This window comes from Clostridium sp. SGI.024 (assembly GCF_050315195.1).
GTDB lineage: Bacteria > Bacillota > Clostridia > Clostridiales > Clostridiaceae > Clostridium.
In genome coordinates this window covers 57,868-74,276 of record NZ_JBNPON010000004.1, presented here as the reverse complement: position 1 = coordinate 74,276, position 16,409 = coordinate 57,868, and the positions used below count along the sequence as shown (strand labels likewise).

The following is a 16,409-nucleotide window of genomic DNA, read 5'->3' as shown; positions in this document are numbered from 1 at the left end:
TTATAGATGTTTATTGGAGAATATCAGCATGCAATAGATGCCAAAAACAGAATGATAGTTCCTTCTAAACTAAGAGAGGGCTTAGGTAATAAGTTCGTTATTACTAAAGGCTTAGATGGATGTCTTTACGCTTATCCTATGGAAGAATGGACAGCTTTAGAAGCTAAGCTTAAATCTTTACCACTTACAAATAAGGATGCAAGAGCATTTGTAAGGTTTTTTTTCTCAGGTGCTTGTGAAATTGAAGTAGATAAACAAGGAAGAGGGTTGATTCCTCAAAACTTAAAAGAATATGCAGGTATAGAAAAGGAAATAGTAAGTATAGGTGTACTAACTAGAGTTGAAATTTGGAGTAAGGAAAAGTGGATAGAATATAATGAGTCTGATATAGATTTTGATTCTATTGCTGAAAAAATGAGTGATTTAGGAATATAAGGAGAAATTTTATGGAGTTTAAACATGTATCTGTACTATTGAATGAGTGTATAGAGGGATTGAATATAAAAGATAATGGAATATATGTAGATGGTACTTTAGGCGGGGGTGGACATTCATCAGAAATATTAAAAAATCTTTCTGATAAAGGTCTATTAATAGGAATAGATCAAGATAGAGATGCGTTGAAAGCTGCAAGTGCTAGATTACAGAATTATAAAAATGTTAAATATGTACATAATAATTTTTATAATGTAGATTCAATATTAAATGAGTTAGGAATTGAAAAAATAGATGGGATGCTTATGGATCTTGGAGTTTCTTCTTATCAATTAGATACTGGAGATAGAGGATTTAGCTATATGCAAGATGCACCTCTAGATATGAGAATGAATAGAGATAATTTATTATCTGCTTACGAAGTAGTAAATAATTATGATGAAGAAGAGCTTTATAGAATAATAAGAGATTATGGCGAAGAGAAGTTTGCTAAAAGAATAGCTAGATTTATAGTAGAAAAAAGAGAAGAGAAAAATATTGAAACTACATTAGAATTAGTAGAAATAATTAAAGCGGCTATACCTGCAAAAGCTAGAAGAGAAGGACCTCATCCAGCAAAAAGAACATTCCAAGCTATTCGAATAGAAGTGAATAGTGAACTTTCAATACTAAACAAGGCTATTGAAGACGGAGTAAATAGATTAAATAAGGGAGGAAGAATGGCAATAATAACATTCCATTCTTTAGAAGATAGAATCGTAAAACTTAAATTTAAAGAATTAGCAACAGCATGTACATGTCCTAAGGAGTTTCCAATATGCATATGTGGAGGAAAGGCAAAAGTAAAAATTATTTCAAGAAAAGCCATTGAACCATCAAAAGAAGAAGTTGATGAAAATCCAAGAAGTAGAAGTGCAAAATTAAGGGTAATCGAGAGGATATAATAAAAAAATCAAGTTAAGTAACATGGGGGTGTAATAAAATGGTTAGTAAGGAATATGATTATATTAGGGGAAATACAGTCTTAAATCCAAAGAGAAGATATGATGAGGAAAGAAGAAAACAAGAACGAGAAAGTATTGATAGACAAAGAAAAGAGCAGCAAAGAAAACAAAGAGAAGCTAAAAAAGCTGTTGTAAAGAATATTTTACAAGTTGCATCTATTGCATTAGTCTTAGGAGTTTTAACAATTGCTCGGGATGGGAAAATGTATAGATTACAAAATGATTTAAGCAATGTAAAAACAGAAGTAAAAACAATCACAGCAGAAAATGAAGCATTAAGAGTTAACTTATTAAAGTTTTCTTCTCTTGGTGATATTAAAGCTTTTGCAAGTAAAGAAGGAATGAAAGTTTCTCAAAAAGATGACATTATATATGTAAATATAACAAAAGATTTCTTTGCTAATATTAAAGAGTAACATAAGTAATAAAATAGTACACTTGCCAGATAAAGAGTATTAATAATACTCTGCATGTTATTAATTAATTACATGGAGGCATTGATGTGAATAAAAAGATTTTTAGAGATAAAGCGCTAATGAAAAAAAGAATATCATTAGCGCTTACAACATTAATATGTTTATTTACTCTTTTAATAATAAGACTGTCCTACATAATGATAGTTAAAAGAGAAGAATATTCTGCAAGAGCAGAAGAACAATGGACAAGTGAGGTTAAAATTGACGCTCGTAGAGGTAAGATATTAGATAGAAATGGAGTAGAACTTGCAATATCAGCCAATGTATATAGAGTAGATTTTGACTTGAACTCAATAAAAGGACATTTAAGAAAAGAAAATCTTACCATAAATGATATAGCACCTAGTATATCAGAAGCACTTAATATGGACGAAAAAAAAGTTATAGATAAATTAAATACTAAATTACCTAGTGGGGCAGATGCAGGAGCTGCAATTTTAGTTCGAAGAATAGAAAAAGATGAAGCAGATAAGGTTAAGAATTTAAACATACCTGGAGTTATAGTTTCTCCAGACACAAAAAGATATTATCCAAATGGTAATTTTTTAGCTCATGTTTTAGGAAGTACAAATATTGATGGTCAAGGATTAACAGGCGTTGAATTAGAGTACAATGAGTATTTATCTGGAAAACCTGGATTAAGAATATCAGAGCTTAGCAAGTATAATGATGAACTTCCATATACTATTTCAGAATTTACGGCACCAGTAAATGGTAAAGATTTAGTTCTTACCATAGATTCAAATTTACAAGCCTTTGCTGAAAAGGTGGCGGAAAAAGGATATAAGGATAATTTAGCAAAACAAGTATCTATAATAATAATGAATCCTAATAATGGAGAGATACTTGCAATGGTTAATAAACCAGATTTTGATCCAAATAAACCATATGAAGGAGCAGAAAATTATGACGGAGAAAATTTATCAGAAAAAGTACAAAAAATGTGGAGAAATCATTTAGTAAATGACACATTTGAGCCAGGATCTATCTTTAAAGTAGTAACCATGATAGGTAATTTAGAAGAAGGATTAGTAAAAGAAAGTGATACTTTTAATTGTAATGGAAGCTTAAAAATAGGGCCACATACTATAAAATGCTGGAAAACTTCTGGACACGGTACCCAGACATTACCTGAGATTTTACAAAATTCATGTAACGTAGGATTTATGGAAATCGGGAAAAGAATAGGTAAGGAAAAGTTAAATGAGTATATTAAAAAATTAGGATTTGGACAAGTGAGTGGAATAGATTTGCCAGGAGAAGCTAAAGGGATAATAAAAAAGACAGAAAATATAAATGAGGCAGATTTAGCTACAATTTCATTTGGACAAACAAATACAGTAAACGCAGTTCAATATATGACAGCTTATAATAGCATTATAAATGGAGGAAAGTTAATACAACCTCATTTGATGAAGGAAATAACTTATACTGACCAAGAAGGGAAAGTAGTTACAGAAAAGACCTTTGAACCTAATATAGTAGATGTATTGTCAGAAGAAAAAACTGCTATTTTAAGAGATTATTTAGAAAGGACAGTATCTTATGGAGGTTCAAGTAAAGCTTATGTTGAAGGATATCATATTGGAGCAAAAACAGGAACTGCTCAAAAGGTAAATCCTAAAGGTGGAGGTTATGAATCTGGTAAATATATTTCATCTCTAGCAGGATTTGCACCAGCAGATGATCCTCAAATCACTGTATTTATTTCTATTGATGAACCTGGAACTGGAACTTATTATGCAGGTCAAATTGTTGCACCTTTAGCTAACATATTGTTTACTGATATATTTAATTATATGAGTGAAAATATGGGGAAAGATGATATTGATAGCATAGTAAAAGAAATAGTTATACCAGAAATTAGAGGACTAAAAGTAGAAGAAGGTAAAAAAATATTAAAAGAATACAATATAGAGTATAATATTAATGGAAATGGGGATATAATTACAAATGTAAAGCCTTATCCAGGGTATACCATTAAAGAAAATTCTAAGATTAATATAGACACAGGAGACGTAGAGTCTTATAATAAATATGTTGTTATGCCAGAATTAAGGGGCTACACCCTGGAGGTAGCAACGAAAATTTTAGATGACCTTGGAATTGCTTTTTCTTATGATGGAGAAGGAATAATAGTGAAACAAAGTATACAAAAGGGAGAGATAATTACTAAGGGAACTAAGGTTAAATTAGAATTAAATGAAGAATATGGAGATTGATTAGAATATCCCTTTACATTAGCATGTGGGAAACTCACATGCTAAATTTATATACAAAAGATATAGGGATTTCGTTTAGAATATTAAGGAGATGGTGAAATGAAGTTATTAGATTTATTAAATGGAGTAAACTATGAAGTCTTAAGTGGTAGCCAAGATATTGAGATAAACCACATCCAATATGATAGTAGAAAAATAAAAGAAGGAGACTTATTTGTTTGTCTTACAGGTTTTGAAGTTGATGGACATGATTATGCATATAAAGCAATTAAAGCTGGTGCAAAAGTTATTTTATGTGAAAAAGACATAAACATTGATGATGAAAATGTAACAGTTTTATTAGTAAAAGAAGGCAGAAAAGCATTAGCTATTATGTCAGCAAACTATTATGGTCATCCAACAAAACAACTAAAATTAATTGGCGTAACAGGAACTAATGGTAAAACTACAACAGTATATTTACTAAAGTCTATGCTTGAAAAGGCTGGGAAAAAAGTTGGATTAGTTGGAACAATAGCTAATTATATTGGAGATAAAAAGGTAAAATCAGAAAGAACTACTCCAGAATCTTTAGAACTTCAAAAGTTATTTAAGGATATGGTAGATGATAACTGCGAATATTGTGTAATGGAAGTATCATCACACTCATTATATCTAGATAGGGTTTATGGTTGCGAATTTGAAGTTGGAATATTTACAAATTTAACAAGGGATCATTTAGACTTCCATAAGTCATTTGAAAATTATTATAGCGCTAAGTTTAAGTTGTTTGAAAGAAGTAAAAATTGCGTAATAAATGTAGATGATGATTATGGATATAGAATAGTAACAGATATTGAGAATCTAGGTAATAAAGAAGTAAAGACATATTCAATAAAAGATGTAAGTGATTTTAAAGCTTCTGAAGTTATGTTAAAAGAAGGCGATATTCACTTTAATGTAAATGGAGATAATTATTATTCAGTTTTACCAGGAGAGTATAATGTTTATAATGCATTAGGAGCAATTGCAGCAATGAATATTTTAGATGTAGACAAAAAATACATCAAAGAAGGTCTTTTAGACGTTGTTGTTCCTGGAAGATGTGAAAGAATAGGATATAAATATGATATTCCTTATGATATAATAATTGATTTTGCACATACTCCTGATGGACTTAAAAATATATTAGAAACACTAAAAGATTATACAAAGAACAGATTAATTGCAGTATATGGTTGCGGCGGAGATAGAGATAAGGTAAAGAGAGCCGAATTAGGTAGAATTGGAACAGAATTAGCTGATTTAGCTATTATTACATCTGATAATCCTAGAGAAGAAGATCCGATGGCTATAATAAAAGAAATAATTGTAGGTATAAATAAATCAAACTATATTGCCATAGAAGATAGATCAGAAGCCATAAAACTTGCATTAAGTATGGCTGAAGAAGGTGATGTAGTAGTACTAGCAGGAAAGGGTCATGAAAATTATCAAATAACAAATGAAGGTGTAATTCATTTTGATGAAAGAGAAGTAGTTGATGAAATTCTAGCAAATAAAAGAAAATAATAGAGGTGTGTAAGGTGGAATTATCTTTAAATGAAGTTATAGAAGCTACTGCTGGAAAAGTAATAGTTGAAGGAAAAAAAGATTTTAATAAGATTTGTATAGATACAAGGAAAATAGAAGTTAATAATTTATATTTAGCTATTAACGGAGAAAGATTTAATGGTAATAAATTTGTGGGTGATGCCTTTGAAAAAGGTGCTTCAGTAGCAATTGTAGATGAAGTATTATTTAATATAGAAGATTTAAAGGATTTTGGAACTGTAATAAAAGTAGTAAATTCAGAAAAAGCTTTATTAGATTTAGCAAGTTTCTATAGAAAAAAACTTGGTATAAAAGTTGTGGGAGTTACTGGATCTTGTGGTAAAACATCAACTAAGGATTTAATAGCTGCATTTTTAAGTGATAAGTATAAGGTTTTTAAAACTAAAGGCAATTTTAATAATCAAATAGGATTACCACTTATGATTTTAGAACTTGATAACTCATATGATGTAGCCGTATTAGAAATGGGAATGAGTAATTTAGGGGAAATAGATGTACTTGCGAATTGTGCAAGACCTGATATTGCAGTTATTACCAATATAGGTTTATCTCACATTGAAAATTTAAAAACACAGGATAACATATTAAAAGCAAAATCAGAAATATTCAACTATTTTGATGAAAATAATACTTTAATTATTAATGGCGAAGATACGAACTTATTAAAAATAAAAAATAAGTGTTTTGAAATTTTAAGAATTGGATATAATCATGAATATGATGTCTATGCTTATAATATTATACTAAAGGAGGATAATACTTCCTTTACAGTAAAAGCTAAAGAAGATGAATTTAACTTTAAAATCCCAATGGCAGGTAAGCATAATGTTTTAAATTCAATGATAGCTATAGCAGTAGCAAAGAAGTTAAATGTATCTTTCTCTGAAATGGAAAAAGGGATTAAGAATTTAGAAGCAACATCAATGAGACTGCAAGTAATAAAAAAAGAAAATTTTACAATTATAAATGATTGTTACAATGCAAGTCCAGATTCTATGAAATCTTCAATAGATGTTCTTAATTCATACAAAGATGGAAGAAAAATTGCAATACTAGGAACTATGAATGAACTTGGTGATGAATCAATAAATGCACATACTGATGTTGGGTATTATGCTAAAGGAAAAATTGATTTACTAATAGCAATAGGTCAATATAAGGATTGCTATAAAAAAGGATATTCTTTAGATAATATTATAACTTTTGAAAATAAAGAGGACTTTATTAAGAATTTAAACAACATAATCAAAAGGAATGATGTAATTTTAGTAAAAGCATCAAGAGGAATGAAGTTTGAAGAAATAGTAAGTTCACTAGAAGAGGTACAAATATAACAAAGGAGGTGAACTGCCTTATATGGCAGTGACAATGGGGGATAAGTTAATAGACATTATAACATCAAAAATAGTTATAGGGTTAGTATTGTCTTTTATAATAACAATAATATTAGGACCAATAATAATTCCTATGCTAACAAAATTAAAATTCGGACAAAATATTAGAAAAGAAGGGCCTCAAAGCCATCTTAAAAAAGCAGGAACTCCAACTATTGGTGGGCTAATATTTATTATTTCAACATTGATAGTTATGTTGGTTATGAGATTTAAACCTACAGATGAAGCTATGATTGGGCTTTATTCATTAATAGCTTTTGGATTCATTGGATTTTTAGATGATATATTAAAAATTTTAAAAAAAGAAAATGAAGGCTTAAAAGCTTGGCAAAAAATGTTGTTACTAATTATTTTCTCTACTGCAATTGCAGTTTATGGGTATGTGAATTTAGGAACTGGTTTAAGATTTCCATTCATAAATACTATACTGCCATTAGGAATACTATATATACCTTTTGTAATAATTTATTACGCAGGAGCCACTAATGCGGTTAATTTAACAGATGGTTTAGATGGATTAGCATCTACTGTAAGCATTTTAGTTTTAACTTTTTTTGCAGTAGTATCATTTACTATGGGACATGAGTCACTAGCTATATTTTCTATAGTTTTAGCTGGTGGATTACTTGGATTCTTAAAGTTTAATGCATATCCAGCAAAGGTATTTATGGGAGATACAGGATCTTTAGCTATAGGAGGTGCAATTGCTACTATAGCATTAATATTAGAACTACCACTTATATTATTTATAGTTGGTGGAATTTATGTTTTCGAAACTATTTCTGTAATATTACAAGTTTCATCCTATAAATTAAGAGGTAAAAGGCTTTTTAGAATGGCACCAATACATCACCATTTCGAACAGATAGGATGGAGTGAAACTAAAATAGTAACAGTTTTTGCACTTATTACTGTAGTGTTATGCTTTATAGGATTTATGGCCCTTTAATCATTTTGATTGGAGGAGGTTATATGAGAGCAGCAAAACAAAAGGCTAAAATAGGAGAAATAGACTATGGTATATTTTATGCTGTTATTCTTTTGCTTGCAATTGGAGTAATTATGATTTACTCTGCTAGTTCTTACTATGCTATGTTTAAAGATGGAGATAGTATGGTATATTTAAAGAAACAATTGATTTGGGCTATAACAGGATTAATAGCTATGGGAGTTATGTCTAATATTGATTATCATAAATTACGTAAAATTACTCCACATATTCTTATTACTACTGTTCCATTATTAATTGCAGTATTTTTCTTTCCGGCGGTAAATGGAGCAAAAAGATGGATACAATTAGGTCCACTATCATTCCAACCATCTGAATTATGTAAATATGCTGTTGTTTTATTTTTAGCAATGAGTTTAGATGAAAAGGGTGATGGAATTAAAAAGTTTTGGTCTGGAATAGTTCCTTATTTAGGAGTGTCAGGTTTTTATGCTGTAATGATTTTAGCTGAAAAAAATCTAAGTATTGCTGCAATTATTATGATAGTAACCTTTATTTTACTTTTTGTTGCAGGAGGTAAACTTAAAGATTTATTTGGTAAAGTTGCTCCAGTTTTATTAGTTGCAGTTATGTTCTTTATATTTGGAGAAGATTATAGAAGAGCAAGGATGCTTAATTTTCTAAATCCATGGAAAGATCCAGCAGGAGATGGATATCAATTAATTCAGTCATTTTATGCTTTAGGTGCAGGTGGAGTAACTGGTCTTGGGCTTGGGCAATCAAGACAAAAAACATTATATATGCCTGAACCACATAACGACTTTATTTTTTCTATAATAGGAGAAGAACTTGGTTTAATTGGGTGCTTATTCATAATTTCTATATTTGTATTTTTTGTTTGGAGAGGAATTAAAGTAGCTATGAAGGCTAAAGATTCTTATGGGACTTTATTAGCTATAGGTATTACTTCTATAATAGCAGTTCAATCCATAATAAATATAGCAGTTGTAACTGGTTCAATGCCTGTAACTGGAGTGCCAATGCCTTTTATAAGTTATGGAGGTACATCTCTTGTAATTAATATGATGGCTATGGGAATACTTTTAAACATATCAAGACAAGTTAAAGGTAAAAGTGTTTAATTATAAAGAAGAGTGATTTTATATTTAAAAATCAACTCTTTTTTTTCGTTTGAGATAAAGTGCAAAAATATTAAATTATTATAAATTTTTAAGTTAAGTAAAATTTTATAATGAAAAAATACCCAAAAAGTGATATTATATAAGATATATATTATTATGTAAAAGTGAGAGAACTATGAATACTAATGTAAATAAATTTGTAATAAAAAAAAGAAGAAAAAAACTTATAAAAAGAATAGTACTTGGATTATTTGTTTTTATACTTGGAATTATTATTTTTATATACAAGGCACCCATATTTAATTTAAAAAAGATTAATATTACAGGACTAGTTACAATATCAAATGAAAATTTACAAGAGAAGTTAAAATATAACATTGGGAAAAATATTTTTACATTGGACTATAATGAGATTGAAAAAGAAGTGAAATCCAATCCTTACGTTCAAGAAGTTAGAATAAGAAAAAAAGGTATTAACAGTATTAATATTAATGTAGCTGAAAATAAAATAGCTTTTTATCTTATTAGTAACGATAAAATAAAGGCTATAAATAATGAAGGTGTAATTGTAGAAGAAATAGATGATTTAGGGGATAGAAAATTAACTAAATTGTCTGGTGTTGATGTGTCAGAAAAAGTAGTAGGCAGTAAAATACTAGATGATAAAGAATTACCTGATGTTTTAGATGTTTTTTATAAGATGATAGAAGTTATACCCGAAGAGCTTAAAATAACTGAAATAAATATATTGGATTTAGATAATATTATTTGTTATATAGGAAATGTAGAAATAATATTAGGAAACAGTTTGGATTTAAAAGATAAGATGAATATAGCTTTAAACCTTATAGAACAAGGAACTATTACAAATGGTTATATTAATTTGAGCTTTGAGGGATCACCTGTAATTAAACAAAATCAGTAGGAAAGGAGAAGATATATGAAGAAACTTACATCGCAGATATTATTAGCTATTGTTTGTGCATTTCTAGGCTTTCTATTAGCACATCAATTTAAAATGTTAAATGAAAAAAATAAAGCAAATATGTCTAATAAGAATTTAGATATTTTATCAGAAATAGAAGCTTTAAAAAAAGAAAAAGAAGAGTTAACAAAAGTCAATACATCATTATCAGATGAATTAAAGCAACTAGAAGAAAAGGTTTCTCAAGAAGGTGCTGTTGAAGCAGAAATAAAAAAACAATTAGATAATGCAAGAATGAATTTAGGATTAGTAGATGTTAAAGGCCCAGGAATAACAATAACAATAACACCAAAGTCGAATATATTTGGATCTAGTAGCGATATTTCTAGAAGTATTATAAGTGAAGATGAAATTGTTCATGTAATCAACTCTCTTAGATATATAAAAGCTGAAGCAATATCAATTAATGACTATAGATTAACACCTCAAAGTGGAATTAAGAATTCTGGAAATTGGATTTGGGTTGGGACAGCAGCAAAAATAGATCCAAAGGAAAAAATAATCATAAAGGCTATTGGAGATAAGCAAGCACTGAGTGTGGCAGCAAATTTCCAAGGTGTATTAGACTATGGAGCTTTACAAAATTATTATTGCGAAGTTAAAGAAAGTGATGAGATTATAATAAATAAAACTACTCAATCATTAAAGAATGAGTATATTAAACCAGTAGAATAGAAGAAGGAGGAGTAAAATGATAGCATTTATAGGACTTTTAATAGGTGTACTTTTAGGATTAATTCTGCATGTAAATATACCAGAAACCTTCTCTTCATATATTTCTGTAGCAATACTTGCTTGCTTAGATTCTGTGTTTGGAGCTGTTAGAGCTTCTTTGTCAAAAAATTTTAAAGCTGATATTTTTATTTCAGGTTTTTTTGGTAACGCAATTTTAGCTGCTGGTCTTGCTTATTTAGGTGATAAGCTTGGAATACCAATGTATATAGCTGCTGTTATAGTTTTTGGAGGAAGAATTTTTGATAATTTTGCTGTGATAAGAAGATTATTAATCGAAAGGTTAAAGACTCGTAAAAATGGTGAATAAATGAATTTCAATAAGGGAAAAGGTTTTATTTTATTAGCATCAATTTTTACAGGTTTTTTAATAATAAATAGTGTGGATTTAAGTGAAGTTACAAAAAGTATATCTTCTTTAAATGCCATAGACTATAAAAAAGCAGTTGAAGAGAGAAATCAGCTTTATAAAGAAATAGATAATCTTAAAAGTGAAAATATTGATTATAGGTACCAAATTAGCAAATATAGCGATAATGATCCTGAAAAAAACAAAAAGTTAATTGAAGATATGAAAAACCAATTAGTTGATTACGGAGCGTTAAGTGGAATTTCTACTATAAAAGGTCCAGGAATAATAATTAAATTACAAGATGGTGACATAAATAAATTATTAGACACAAAGCATGAAATATTTAGAAAAATACTCCATGAAGATGATATGGCACACATATTAAATGAACTAAGAAGTGCAGGAGCAGAAGCAGTTTCAATTAATGATCATAGAATATTACCAAATACCTCTGTTAGTTGTAATTGGGCATTTATTGGCTTTGAAGATGAATCTAGGATTTTCGCTCCTTTTGAAGTTTATGCAATAGGGAATCCTCAAGAGCTTAAGGCAGCATTACTAGCAGAGAATAGTATTATACAAAAATTATTACTTAGAAAGATTAAGGTAGAAATAGAAGAAAAAGATGAAATAATCATATCTGCTACTAAACAAAATACTGAAGCAAATTATATGGAAAGATATGAAGCTAAATAAATTTAATAAAAATAATAAAATTTAAAGGATTTTAAGCTTTTTTGAAGAATTAATAAATTATCTAAGTAAGCTTCTTTAGGAGGATGTACAGTGAGTATTAAAGAAAATTTGAATGAAATTAAAAAAAGTATATCAAAAAATATAACACTTGTTGCTGTATCTAAAACTAAGCCTATAGAAGATATTAATATAGCTTACAAATTAGGCCAAAGGGATTTTGGAGAGAACAAAGTACAAGAGCTTCTTTATAAAGAAGAAGTTTTGCCTGATGATATAAGGTGGCATTTTATAGGTAATTTGCAAACAAATAAAGTGAAATATTTGGTTGATAAGGTTTATTTAATTCATTCCTTATCAAGTATCAAGCTTTTGAAAAAAATAGAAGATGAGTTTTCTAAAAAAAATTCTATAGCTAATCTTTTAATTCAAATTAATATTGGAAAAGAAGAAAGCAAAGGAGGTTTTTTAAAAGAAGATTTAAATAATATTATTATAGAAATTGAGAAATGTAATAATATTAAAGTTAGAGGTTTAATGGCTATAATACCAAAGGGAAGTGTTGAAGAGAATAGATTTTACTTTAAAGAAATGAAAGCTATTTACGATAATTTAAGTAACAATACATATAAGAATATCTCGATGGAAATTTTATCAATGGGTATGACCCATGATTATGAAATAGCCCTAGAAGAAGGTTCCAATTTAATAAGAATTGGAGAAGGAATTTTTGGAAAAAGAAATGTAGTAGGAGGATTGACAAATGGGTAACATGTTTGGAAAGTTTAAAGAAATAATGGGTCTTGGAGAGTATGAAGACGAGTTTGATGATTTAGAAGAAACTGAAATAGATGAAGAAGTTGAAGAAGAAATAGAGCCAATAATTTCAAAGCAAAAAGGAAATAAAGTTGTTAATATTCATACATCATCTACAGCGAAGGTTATGATAACTAAACCAACTAATTATGATGATGCTAGAGAAATTGCAGATGCTATTAAAGCTAGAAAAATTGTTTTAGTAAATGCAACAGTATTAGAAACTAAGATAGCACAAAGACTAGTAGACTTTATAAGTGGATCTTGCTATGTTTTAGGAGCAACCTTACAAGAAATAGAACAAAGAGTTTATTTACTTTCACCTTCAAATGTTGAGGTAACAAGTGAATTAAAAAATGAATTAAGCTCTAAAGCATTATTTAACTGGAATAAGTAGGGGGAGATTTATATAAATCTAGTTTTTTTTATAATAAGATTATTAACTATAGTATTAGAGATAAGCATCTTATTAGAAGTTATAATGTCATTATTTCCTAAAGTAAGAGAAAATACTTTTTATAATATAATTACATCATTTAATTATCCAGTTTTAAAGCCATTTAAAACTATACAATATAAGGTTTTTAAAAATAATATTATTGACTTTTCACCTTTATTTGCAATAATGTTAATATCTTATATAAGGATGTTTTTCAATGGTTAATAAAGAATATATTCTTAAAAATTTTTCTGAAGATGATGTAAATGAAGCTATAAAGATATATGAAAATTATAAATTAGCCTTTGAAAAAGATATAACTATTTTTTCAAATAGTTTTTGTCCACCTAATATATGGAGTTTTTTTCAAGAAAATTGTCAAAATAGTGATTTCAAAATTGTCACTAATGGACTTTTTGAAGAAGCTGAAAGAAGAGTAATAGCATTTAACAATAAATATAATATAGATTATCCTATAGAAGCATTGCAAATTAGGAATAAGTCTAATTTTTCTAACTTAAGACATAAGGATTATTTAGGTGCAATATTATCCTTGGGAATAGATAGAAATAAAATTGGAGATGTAGTTGTAAAAGATGATAGAGCTTATGTACCTGTTATGGAAGATATAAGCAGCTATATTTTAAATAATTTAGCTTCTATTGGAAAATCACCTGTAGAAATAAGTATTCTATATGATTTAGTAGATTTACCATCTATAGATTTTGATGAGATTTCAATTAATGTACAGTCACTACGTTTAGATAGTGTTGTGGCTAAGCTTGCAAATATATCTAGATCTAAAGCCATAGAATTATTAGATAGTAGTAAGGTTTTAGTTAATTATGTTAAATCAAAAGATAAGAGTCAAGAACTTTTAAAAGGTACCAGACTAACTATAAGAGGTAATGGAAAATATATAGTTGGGGATATAATTGGTGAAACGAGAAGTGGAAAACAAAGAATTATTGTAAAAAAATATGTATAATAGATAGAGGTGATTTTATGAAGCTTACTCCAATTGATATAAGCAATAAAGAATTTAAAAAGGGATTTAGAGGGTATGATAGTGAGGAAGTTGATGAATTTATAAATGAAATCATAGAAAATTATGAAGAACTTTATAAGGAAAATTCAAGACTTAAGGAAAACTTATCTAGAGTGAATGAAAAGTTAGAACATTATGTTAAAATAGAGAATACTATACAAAATACTCTATTATTAGCGCAAAATGCTGCAGAACAAGCTAGAGAAACATCTCAAAAGGAATCTGATATGATTTTGAAAAATGCTAATGAAGTAGCTAAGAAAATATTAGATAAAGCACATAATGATGTAGTATCTATTAATGATGAATATGAAAAAGTAAAACAAGAATTTATTAAGTTTAGAGCTAAATTTAGAAACTTTATGAATGCCCAAACTGAAACTTTTGATGAATTAGAAAAGGACTTAACTAAGAATTATAATGTTTCTGAACCTGTAGAAAAGTTAGAAAAGGAAAACGGTATAGAATTATCTCATAAGAATATAAACGAAATAGAAGATGTATATACTGAAGATATGGATGAAATAAAAAGCTTTTTTGCACAAACAGAATAAAAATCCGTTTTAAACGGATTTTTTTTTGCTTTAATAAGAGTTATCTATTGAGTGTGAGGTTTTGATATATTATAATGTGTTAAGAATTAAAAAATATGGAGATTAATTAATGGATAAATTTTTTTTAAAAATAACAAATGAAAAAGATATAGGATTAAGAATAGATAAATATTTATCATGTAATATACAAGGAAAATCTAGGTCTTTTATTCAAGGATTAATAGATTCAGGCTCAGTTATTGTAAATGAAAAGAAAATAAAAAGTAATTATAAGTTAAGAGATAAAGATTTAGTTGAAGTGGTTATGCCAGAACCTATAGAATTAGATGTTAAGCCTGAAAAATTAGATTTAAATATTATTTATGAAGATAAAGATATAATAGTACTAAATAAACCTCAAGGTGTAGTTGTACATCCAGCTCCTGGGAATTACTCAGGAACTTTGGTAAATGGTCTTTTATATCATTGTAATGATTTGTCTGGAATAAATGGAGTAATTAGGCCAGGGATTGTTCACAGAATTGATAAAGACACATCTGGAATATTAGTAATTGCTAAAAATGATGATGCACATAATGCCTTAGCAGAGCAATTTAAAGAGCATAGTATAAAAAGAGAATACTATGCATTAGTTGAAGGAAAATTTAATAACTTAGAAGGAACTATAGATAAGCCACTAGGTAGAAATAAAAAAGATAGATTAAAGATGGCTATTGTTGAAGATGGGAAAAGGGCTGTGACACATTATAAAGTTTTAGAACAATATAATAATAACACATCTCTGATTAAATGTATGTTGGAAACAGGAAGAACACATCAAATAAGAGTTCATATGTCTTCAATTGGGCATCCTTTAGTTGGAGATCCTTTATATGGAAGTAAAAAACAAAAATTTAAGCTTAATGGCCAAGTTTTACATGCAAAAACTTTAGGATTTATACATCCAACTTCTAAAAAATATATGGAATTTGATTCTGAATTGCCAAAATATTATTTAGACTTATTGAATTTATTAAGAAAATAGAGGTGATAAAATGAATTTAAAGGCAAACTTATTAGATGATAAAGCTATTAAAAGAACATTAATTAGAATATCTCATGAGATAATTGAAAGAAATAAGGGCGTTGAAGATATAGTTTTAGTAGGCATTAAAAGAAGAGGATATCCATTAGCTGAAAGAATAGCTAAGAATATAGAAAATATTGAAGGAATTAAAGTACCTGTTGGTTCAGTAGACATAACTTTATATAGAGATGATATAACGGAAATTAAGGATACACCAAAAGTTAACAATTTAAATTTAGGAGTAAATATAATTGGGAAAAAAGTAATATTGATAGATGACGTTTTATATACTTGTAGAACTGTAAGAGCAGCAATAGATGCTGTGGTTGATTCAGGAAGGCCTGCACAAATACAATTAGCTGTATTAATTGATAGAGGACACAAAGAATTACCTATAAGAGCAGATTATGTTGGTAAGAATATACCTACTTCTAAAAGTGAAATTATTGCGGTAGAAATAGAAGAAATTGATGGTTCTGATTCAGTAAAAATATACGAAGGATAATAAG

General features: G+C 28.2%; 19 protein-coding genes. All 19 read left to right on the top strand.

From position 1 onward, the window contains the following. Positions 1–6: 6 nt before the first annotated feature. The 19 genes from mraZ to pyrR all read left to right on the top strand — a co-directional run bounded on the left by mraZ (position 7) and on the right by pyrR (position 16,405). On the top strand, positions 7–435 hold the full coding sequence (gene mraZ, locus ACQRD5_RS02450; protein ID WP_291627023.1) for a division/cell wall cluster transcriptional repressor MraZ: 429 nt from the start codon (positions 7–9) through the stop codon (positions 433–435). 11 nt (positions 436–446) lie between these two features. Next, positions 447–1,379 carry a 16S rRNA (cytosine(1402)-N(4))-methyltransferase RsmH gene (rsmH, locus tag ACQRD5_RS02445; RefSeq protein WP_320627392.1) on the top strand — a complete coding sequence of 311 codons (933 nt, stop codon included), beginning with the start codon at positions 447–449 and terminating at the stop codon, positions 1,377–1,379. Positions 1,380–1,417: 38 nt separating this feature from the next. Next, positions 1,418–1,855, top strand: coding sequence for a cell division protein FtsL (locus ACQRD5_RS02440; protein WP_320627391.1), 438 nt, complete (start codon positions 1,418–1,420; stop codon positions 1,853–1,855). Between the two features lie 86 nt (positions 1,856–1,941). Further along, positions 1,942–4,137 carry a stage V sporulation protein D gene (locus ACQRD5_RS02435; protein WP_427746494.1) on the top strand — a complete coding sequence of 732 codons (2,196 nt, stop codon included), beginning with the start codon at positions 1,942–1,944 and terminating at the stop codon, positions 4,135–4,137. Between the two features lie 99 nt (positions 4,138–4,236). Then, a complete protein-coding gene (locus ACQRD5_RS02430; protein WP_320627389.1) occupies positions 4,237–5,688 on the top strand; it encodes a UDP-N-acetylmuramoyl-L-alanyl-D-glutamate--2,6-diaminopimelate ligase in 1,452 nt (483 codons plus the stop codon). Between the two features lie 14 nt (positions 5,689–5,702). Next, positions 5,703–7,064: a UDP-N-acetylmuramoyl-tripeptide--D-alanyl-D-alanine ligase gene (locus tag ACQRD5_RS02425; protein ID WP_427746493.1), complete on the top strand. Its 1,362-nt coding sequence runs from the start codon at positions 5,703–5,705 to the stop codon at positions 7,062–7,064. 34 nt (positions 7,065–7,098) lie between these two features. After that, the gene (mraY, locus tag ACQRD5_RS02420; RefSeq protein ID WP_294186549.1) at positions 7,099–8,073 is read left to right on the top strand and encodes a phospho-N-acetylmuramoyl-pentapeptide-transferase; all 975 of its coding nucleotides are present in this window, start codon (positions 7,099–7,101) and stop codon (positions 8,071–8,073) included. Between the two features lie 23 nt (positions 8,074–8,096). After that, on the top strand, positions 8,097–9,215 hold the full coding sequence (gene spoVE, locus ACQRD5_RS02415; RefSeq protein WP_294186496.1) for a stage V sporulation protein E: 1,119 nt from the start codon (positions 8,097–8,099) through the stop codon (positions 9,213–9,215). Between the two features lie 175 nt (positions 9,216–9,390). Further along, a complete protein-coding gene (locus tag ACQRD5_RS02410; RefSeq protein WP_291627033.1) occupies positions 9,391–10,140 on the top strand; it encodes a cell division protein FtsQ/DivIB in 750 nt (249 codons plus the stop codon). A gap of 15 nt (positions 10,141–10,155) precedes the next feature. Next, positions 10,156–10,875, top strand: coding sequence for a DUF881 domain-containing protein (locus ACQRD5_RS02405; RefSeq protein WP_291627035.1), 720 nt, complete (start codon positions 10,156–10,158; stop codon positions 10,873–10,875). Between the two features lie 16 nt (positions 10,876–10,891). Continuing rightward, positions 10,892–11,242, top strand: coding sequence for a small basic family protein (locus ACQRD5_RS02400; RefSeq protein WP_291627037.1), 351 nt, complete (start codon positions 10,892–10,894; stop codon positions 11,240–11,242). Then, complete coding sequence (locus tag ACQRD5_RS02395) at positions 11,243–11,980, top strand: DUF881 domain-containing protein (RefSeq protein ID WP_291627038.1); 738 nt, start codon at positions 11,243–11,245, stop codon at positions 11,978–11,980. Between the two features lie 90 nt (positions 11,981–12,070). Further along, a complete protein-coding gene (locus ACQRD5_RS02390; protein WP_291627039.1) occupies positions 12,071–12,748 on the top strand; it encodes a YggS family pyridoxal phosphate-dependent enzyme in 678 nt (225 codons plus the stop codon). After that, a complete protein-coding gene (locus tag ACQRD5_RS02385) occupies positions 12,741–13,190 on the top strand; it encodes a cell division protein SepF (RefSeq protein WP_291627040.1) in 450 nt (149 codons plus the stop codon). The genes ACQRD5_RS02390 and ACQRD5_RS02385 overlap by 8 nt, the downstream gene beginning before the upstream one ends. A gap of 6 nt (positions 13,191–13,196) precedes the next feature. Beyond that, the gene (locus tag ACQRD5_RS02380) at positions 13,197–13,457 is read left to right on the top strand and encodes a YggT family protein (RefSeq protein WP_320627409.1); all 261 of its coding nucleotides are present in this window, start codon (positions 13,197–13,199) and stop codon (positions 13,455–13,457) included. Next, the gene (locus tag ACQRD5_RS02375) at positions 13,450–14,220 is read left to right on the top strand and encodes a YlmH/Sll1252 family protein (protein WP_291627041.1); all 771 of its coding nucleotides are present in this window, start codon (positions 13,450–13,452) and stop codon (positions 14,218–14,220) included. Before ACQRD5_RS02380 ends, ACQRD5_RS02375 begins: the two co-directional genes overlap by 8 nt. Positions 14,221–14,237: 17 nt before the next feature. Next, the gene (locus ACQRD5_RS02370) at positions 14,238–14,834 is read left to right on the top strand and encodes a DivIVA domain-containing protein (RefSeq protein WP_427746492.1); all 597 of its coding nucleotides are present in this window, start codon (positions 14,238–14,240) and stop codon (positions 14,832–14,834) included. 109 nt (positions 14,835–14,943) lie between these two features. Further along, the gene (locus ACQRD5_RS02365; protein ID WP_291627043.1) at positions 14,944–15,858 is read left to right on the top strand and encodes an RluA family pseudouridine synthase; all 915 of its coding nucleotides are present in this window, start codon (positions 14,944–14,946) and stop codon (positions 15,856–15,858) included. A 10-nt stretch (positions 15,859–15,868) separates the two neighbouring features. Continuing rightward, entirely contained in the window at positions 15,869–16,405 is a 537-nt protein-coding gene (gene pyrR, locus ACQRD5_RS02360) for a bifunctional pyr operon transcriptional regulator/uracil phosphoribosyltransferase PyrR (protein ID WP_291627044.1), read from the top strand. Positions 16,406–16,409: the final 4 nt, after the last annotated feature.

Coding starts and splice junctions, on each gene's coding strand:
- mraZ (WP_291627023.1), top strand. CDS start 7: ATGTTTATTGGAGAATATCAGCATGCAATAGATGCCAAAAACAGAATG.
- rsmH (WP_320627392.1), top strand. CDS start 447: ATGGAGTTTAAACATGTATCTGTACTATTGAATGAGTGTATAGAGGGA.
- ACQRD5_RS02440 (WP_320627391.1), top strand. CDS start 1,418: ATGGTTAGTAAGGAATATGATTATATTAGGGGAAATACAGTCTTAAAT.
- ACQRD5_RS02430 (WP_320627389.1), top strand. CDS start 4,237: ATGAAGTTATTAGATTTATTAAATGGAGTAAACTATGAAGTCTTAAGT.
- mraY (WP_294186549.1), top strand. CDS start 7,099: ATGGGGGATAAGTTAATAGACATTATAACATCAAAAATAGTTATAGGG.
- spoVE (WP_294186496.1), top strand. CDS start 8,097: ATGAGAGCAGCAAAACAAAAGGCTAAAATAGGAGAAATAGACTATGGT.
- ACQRD5_RS02410 (WP_291627033.1), top strand. CDS start 9,391: ATGAATACTAATGTAAATAAATTTGTAATAAAAAAAAGAAGAAAAAAA.
- ACQRD5_RS02405 (WP_291627035.1), top strand. CDS start 10,156: ATGAAGAAACTTACATCGCAGATATTATTAGCTATTGTTTGTGCATTT.
- ACQRD5_RS02400 (WP_291627037.1), top strand. CDS start 10,892: ATGATAGCATTTATAGGACTTTTAATAGGTGTACTTTTAGGATTAATT.
- ACQRD5_RS02395 (WP_291627038.1), top strand. CDS start 11,243: ATGAATTTCAATAAGGGAAAAGGTTTTATTTTATTAGCATCAATTTTT.
- ACQRD5_RS02385 (WP_291627040.1), top strand. CDS start 12,741: ATGGGTAACATGTTTGGAAAGTTTAAAGAAATAATGGGTCTTGGAGAG.
- ACQRD5_RS02375 (WP_291627041.1), top strand. CDS start 13,450: ATGGTTAATAAAGAATATATTCTTAAAAATTTTTCTGAAGATGATGTA.
- ACQRD5_RS02370 (WP_427746492.1), top strand. CDS start 14,238: ATGAAGCTTACTCCAATTGATATAAGCAATAAAGAATTTAAAAAGGGA.
- ACQRD5_RS02365 (WP_291627043.1), top strand. CDS start 14,944: ATGGATAAATTTTTTTTAAAAATAACAAATGAAAAAGATATAGGATTA.
- pyrR (WP_291627044.1), top strand. CDS start 15,869: ATGAATTTAAAGGCAAACTTATTAGATGATAAAGCTATTAAAAGAACA.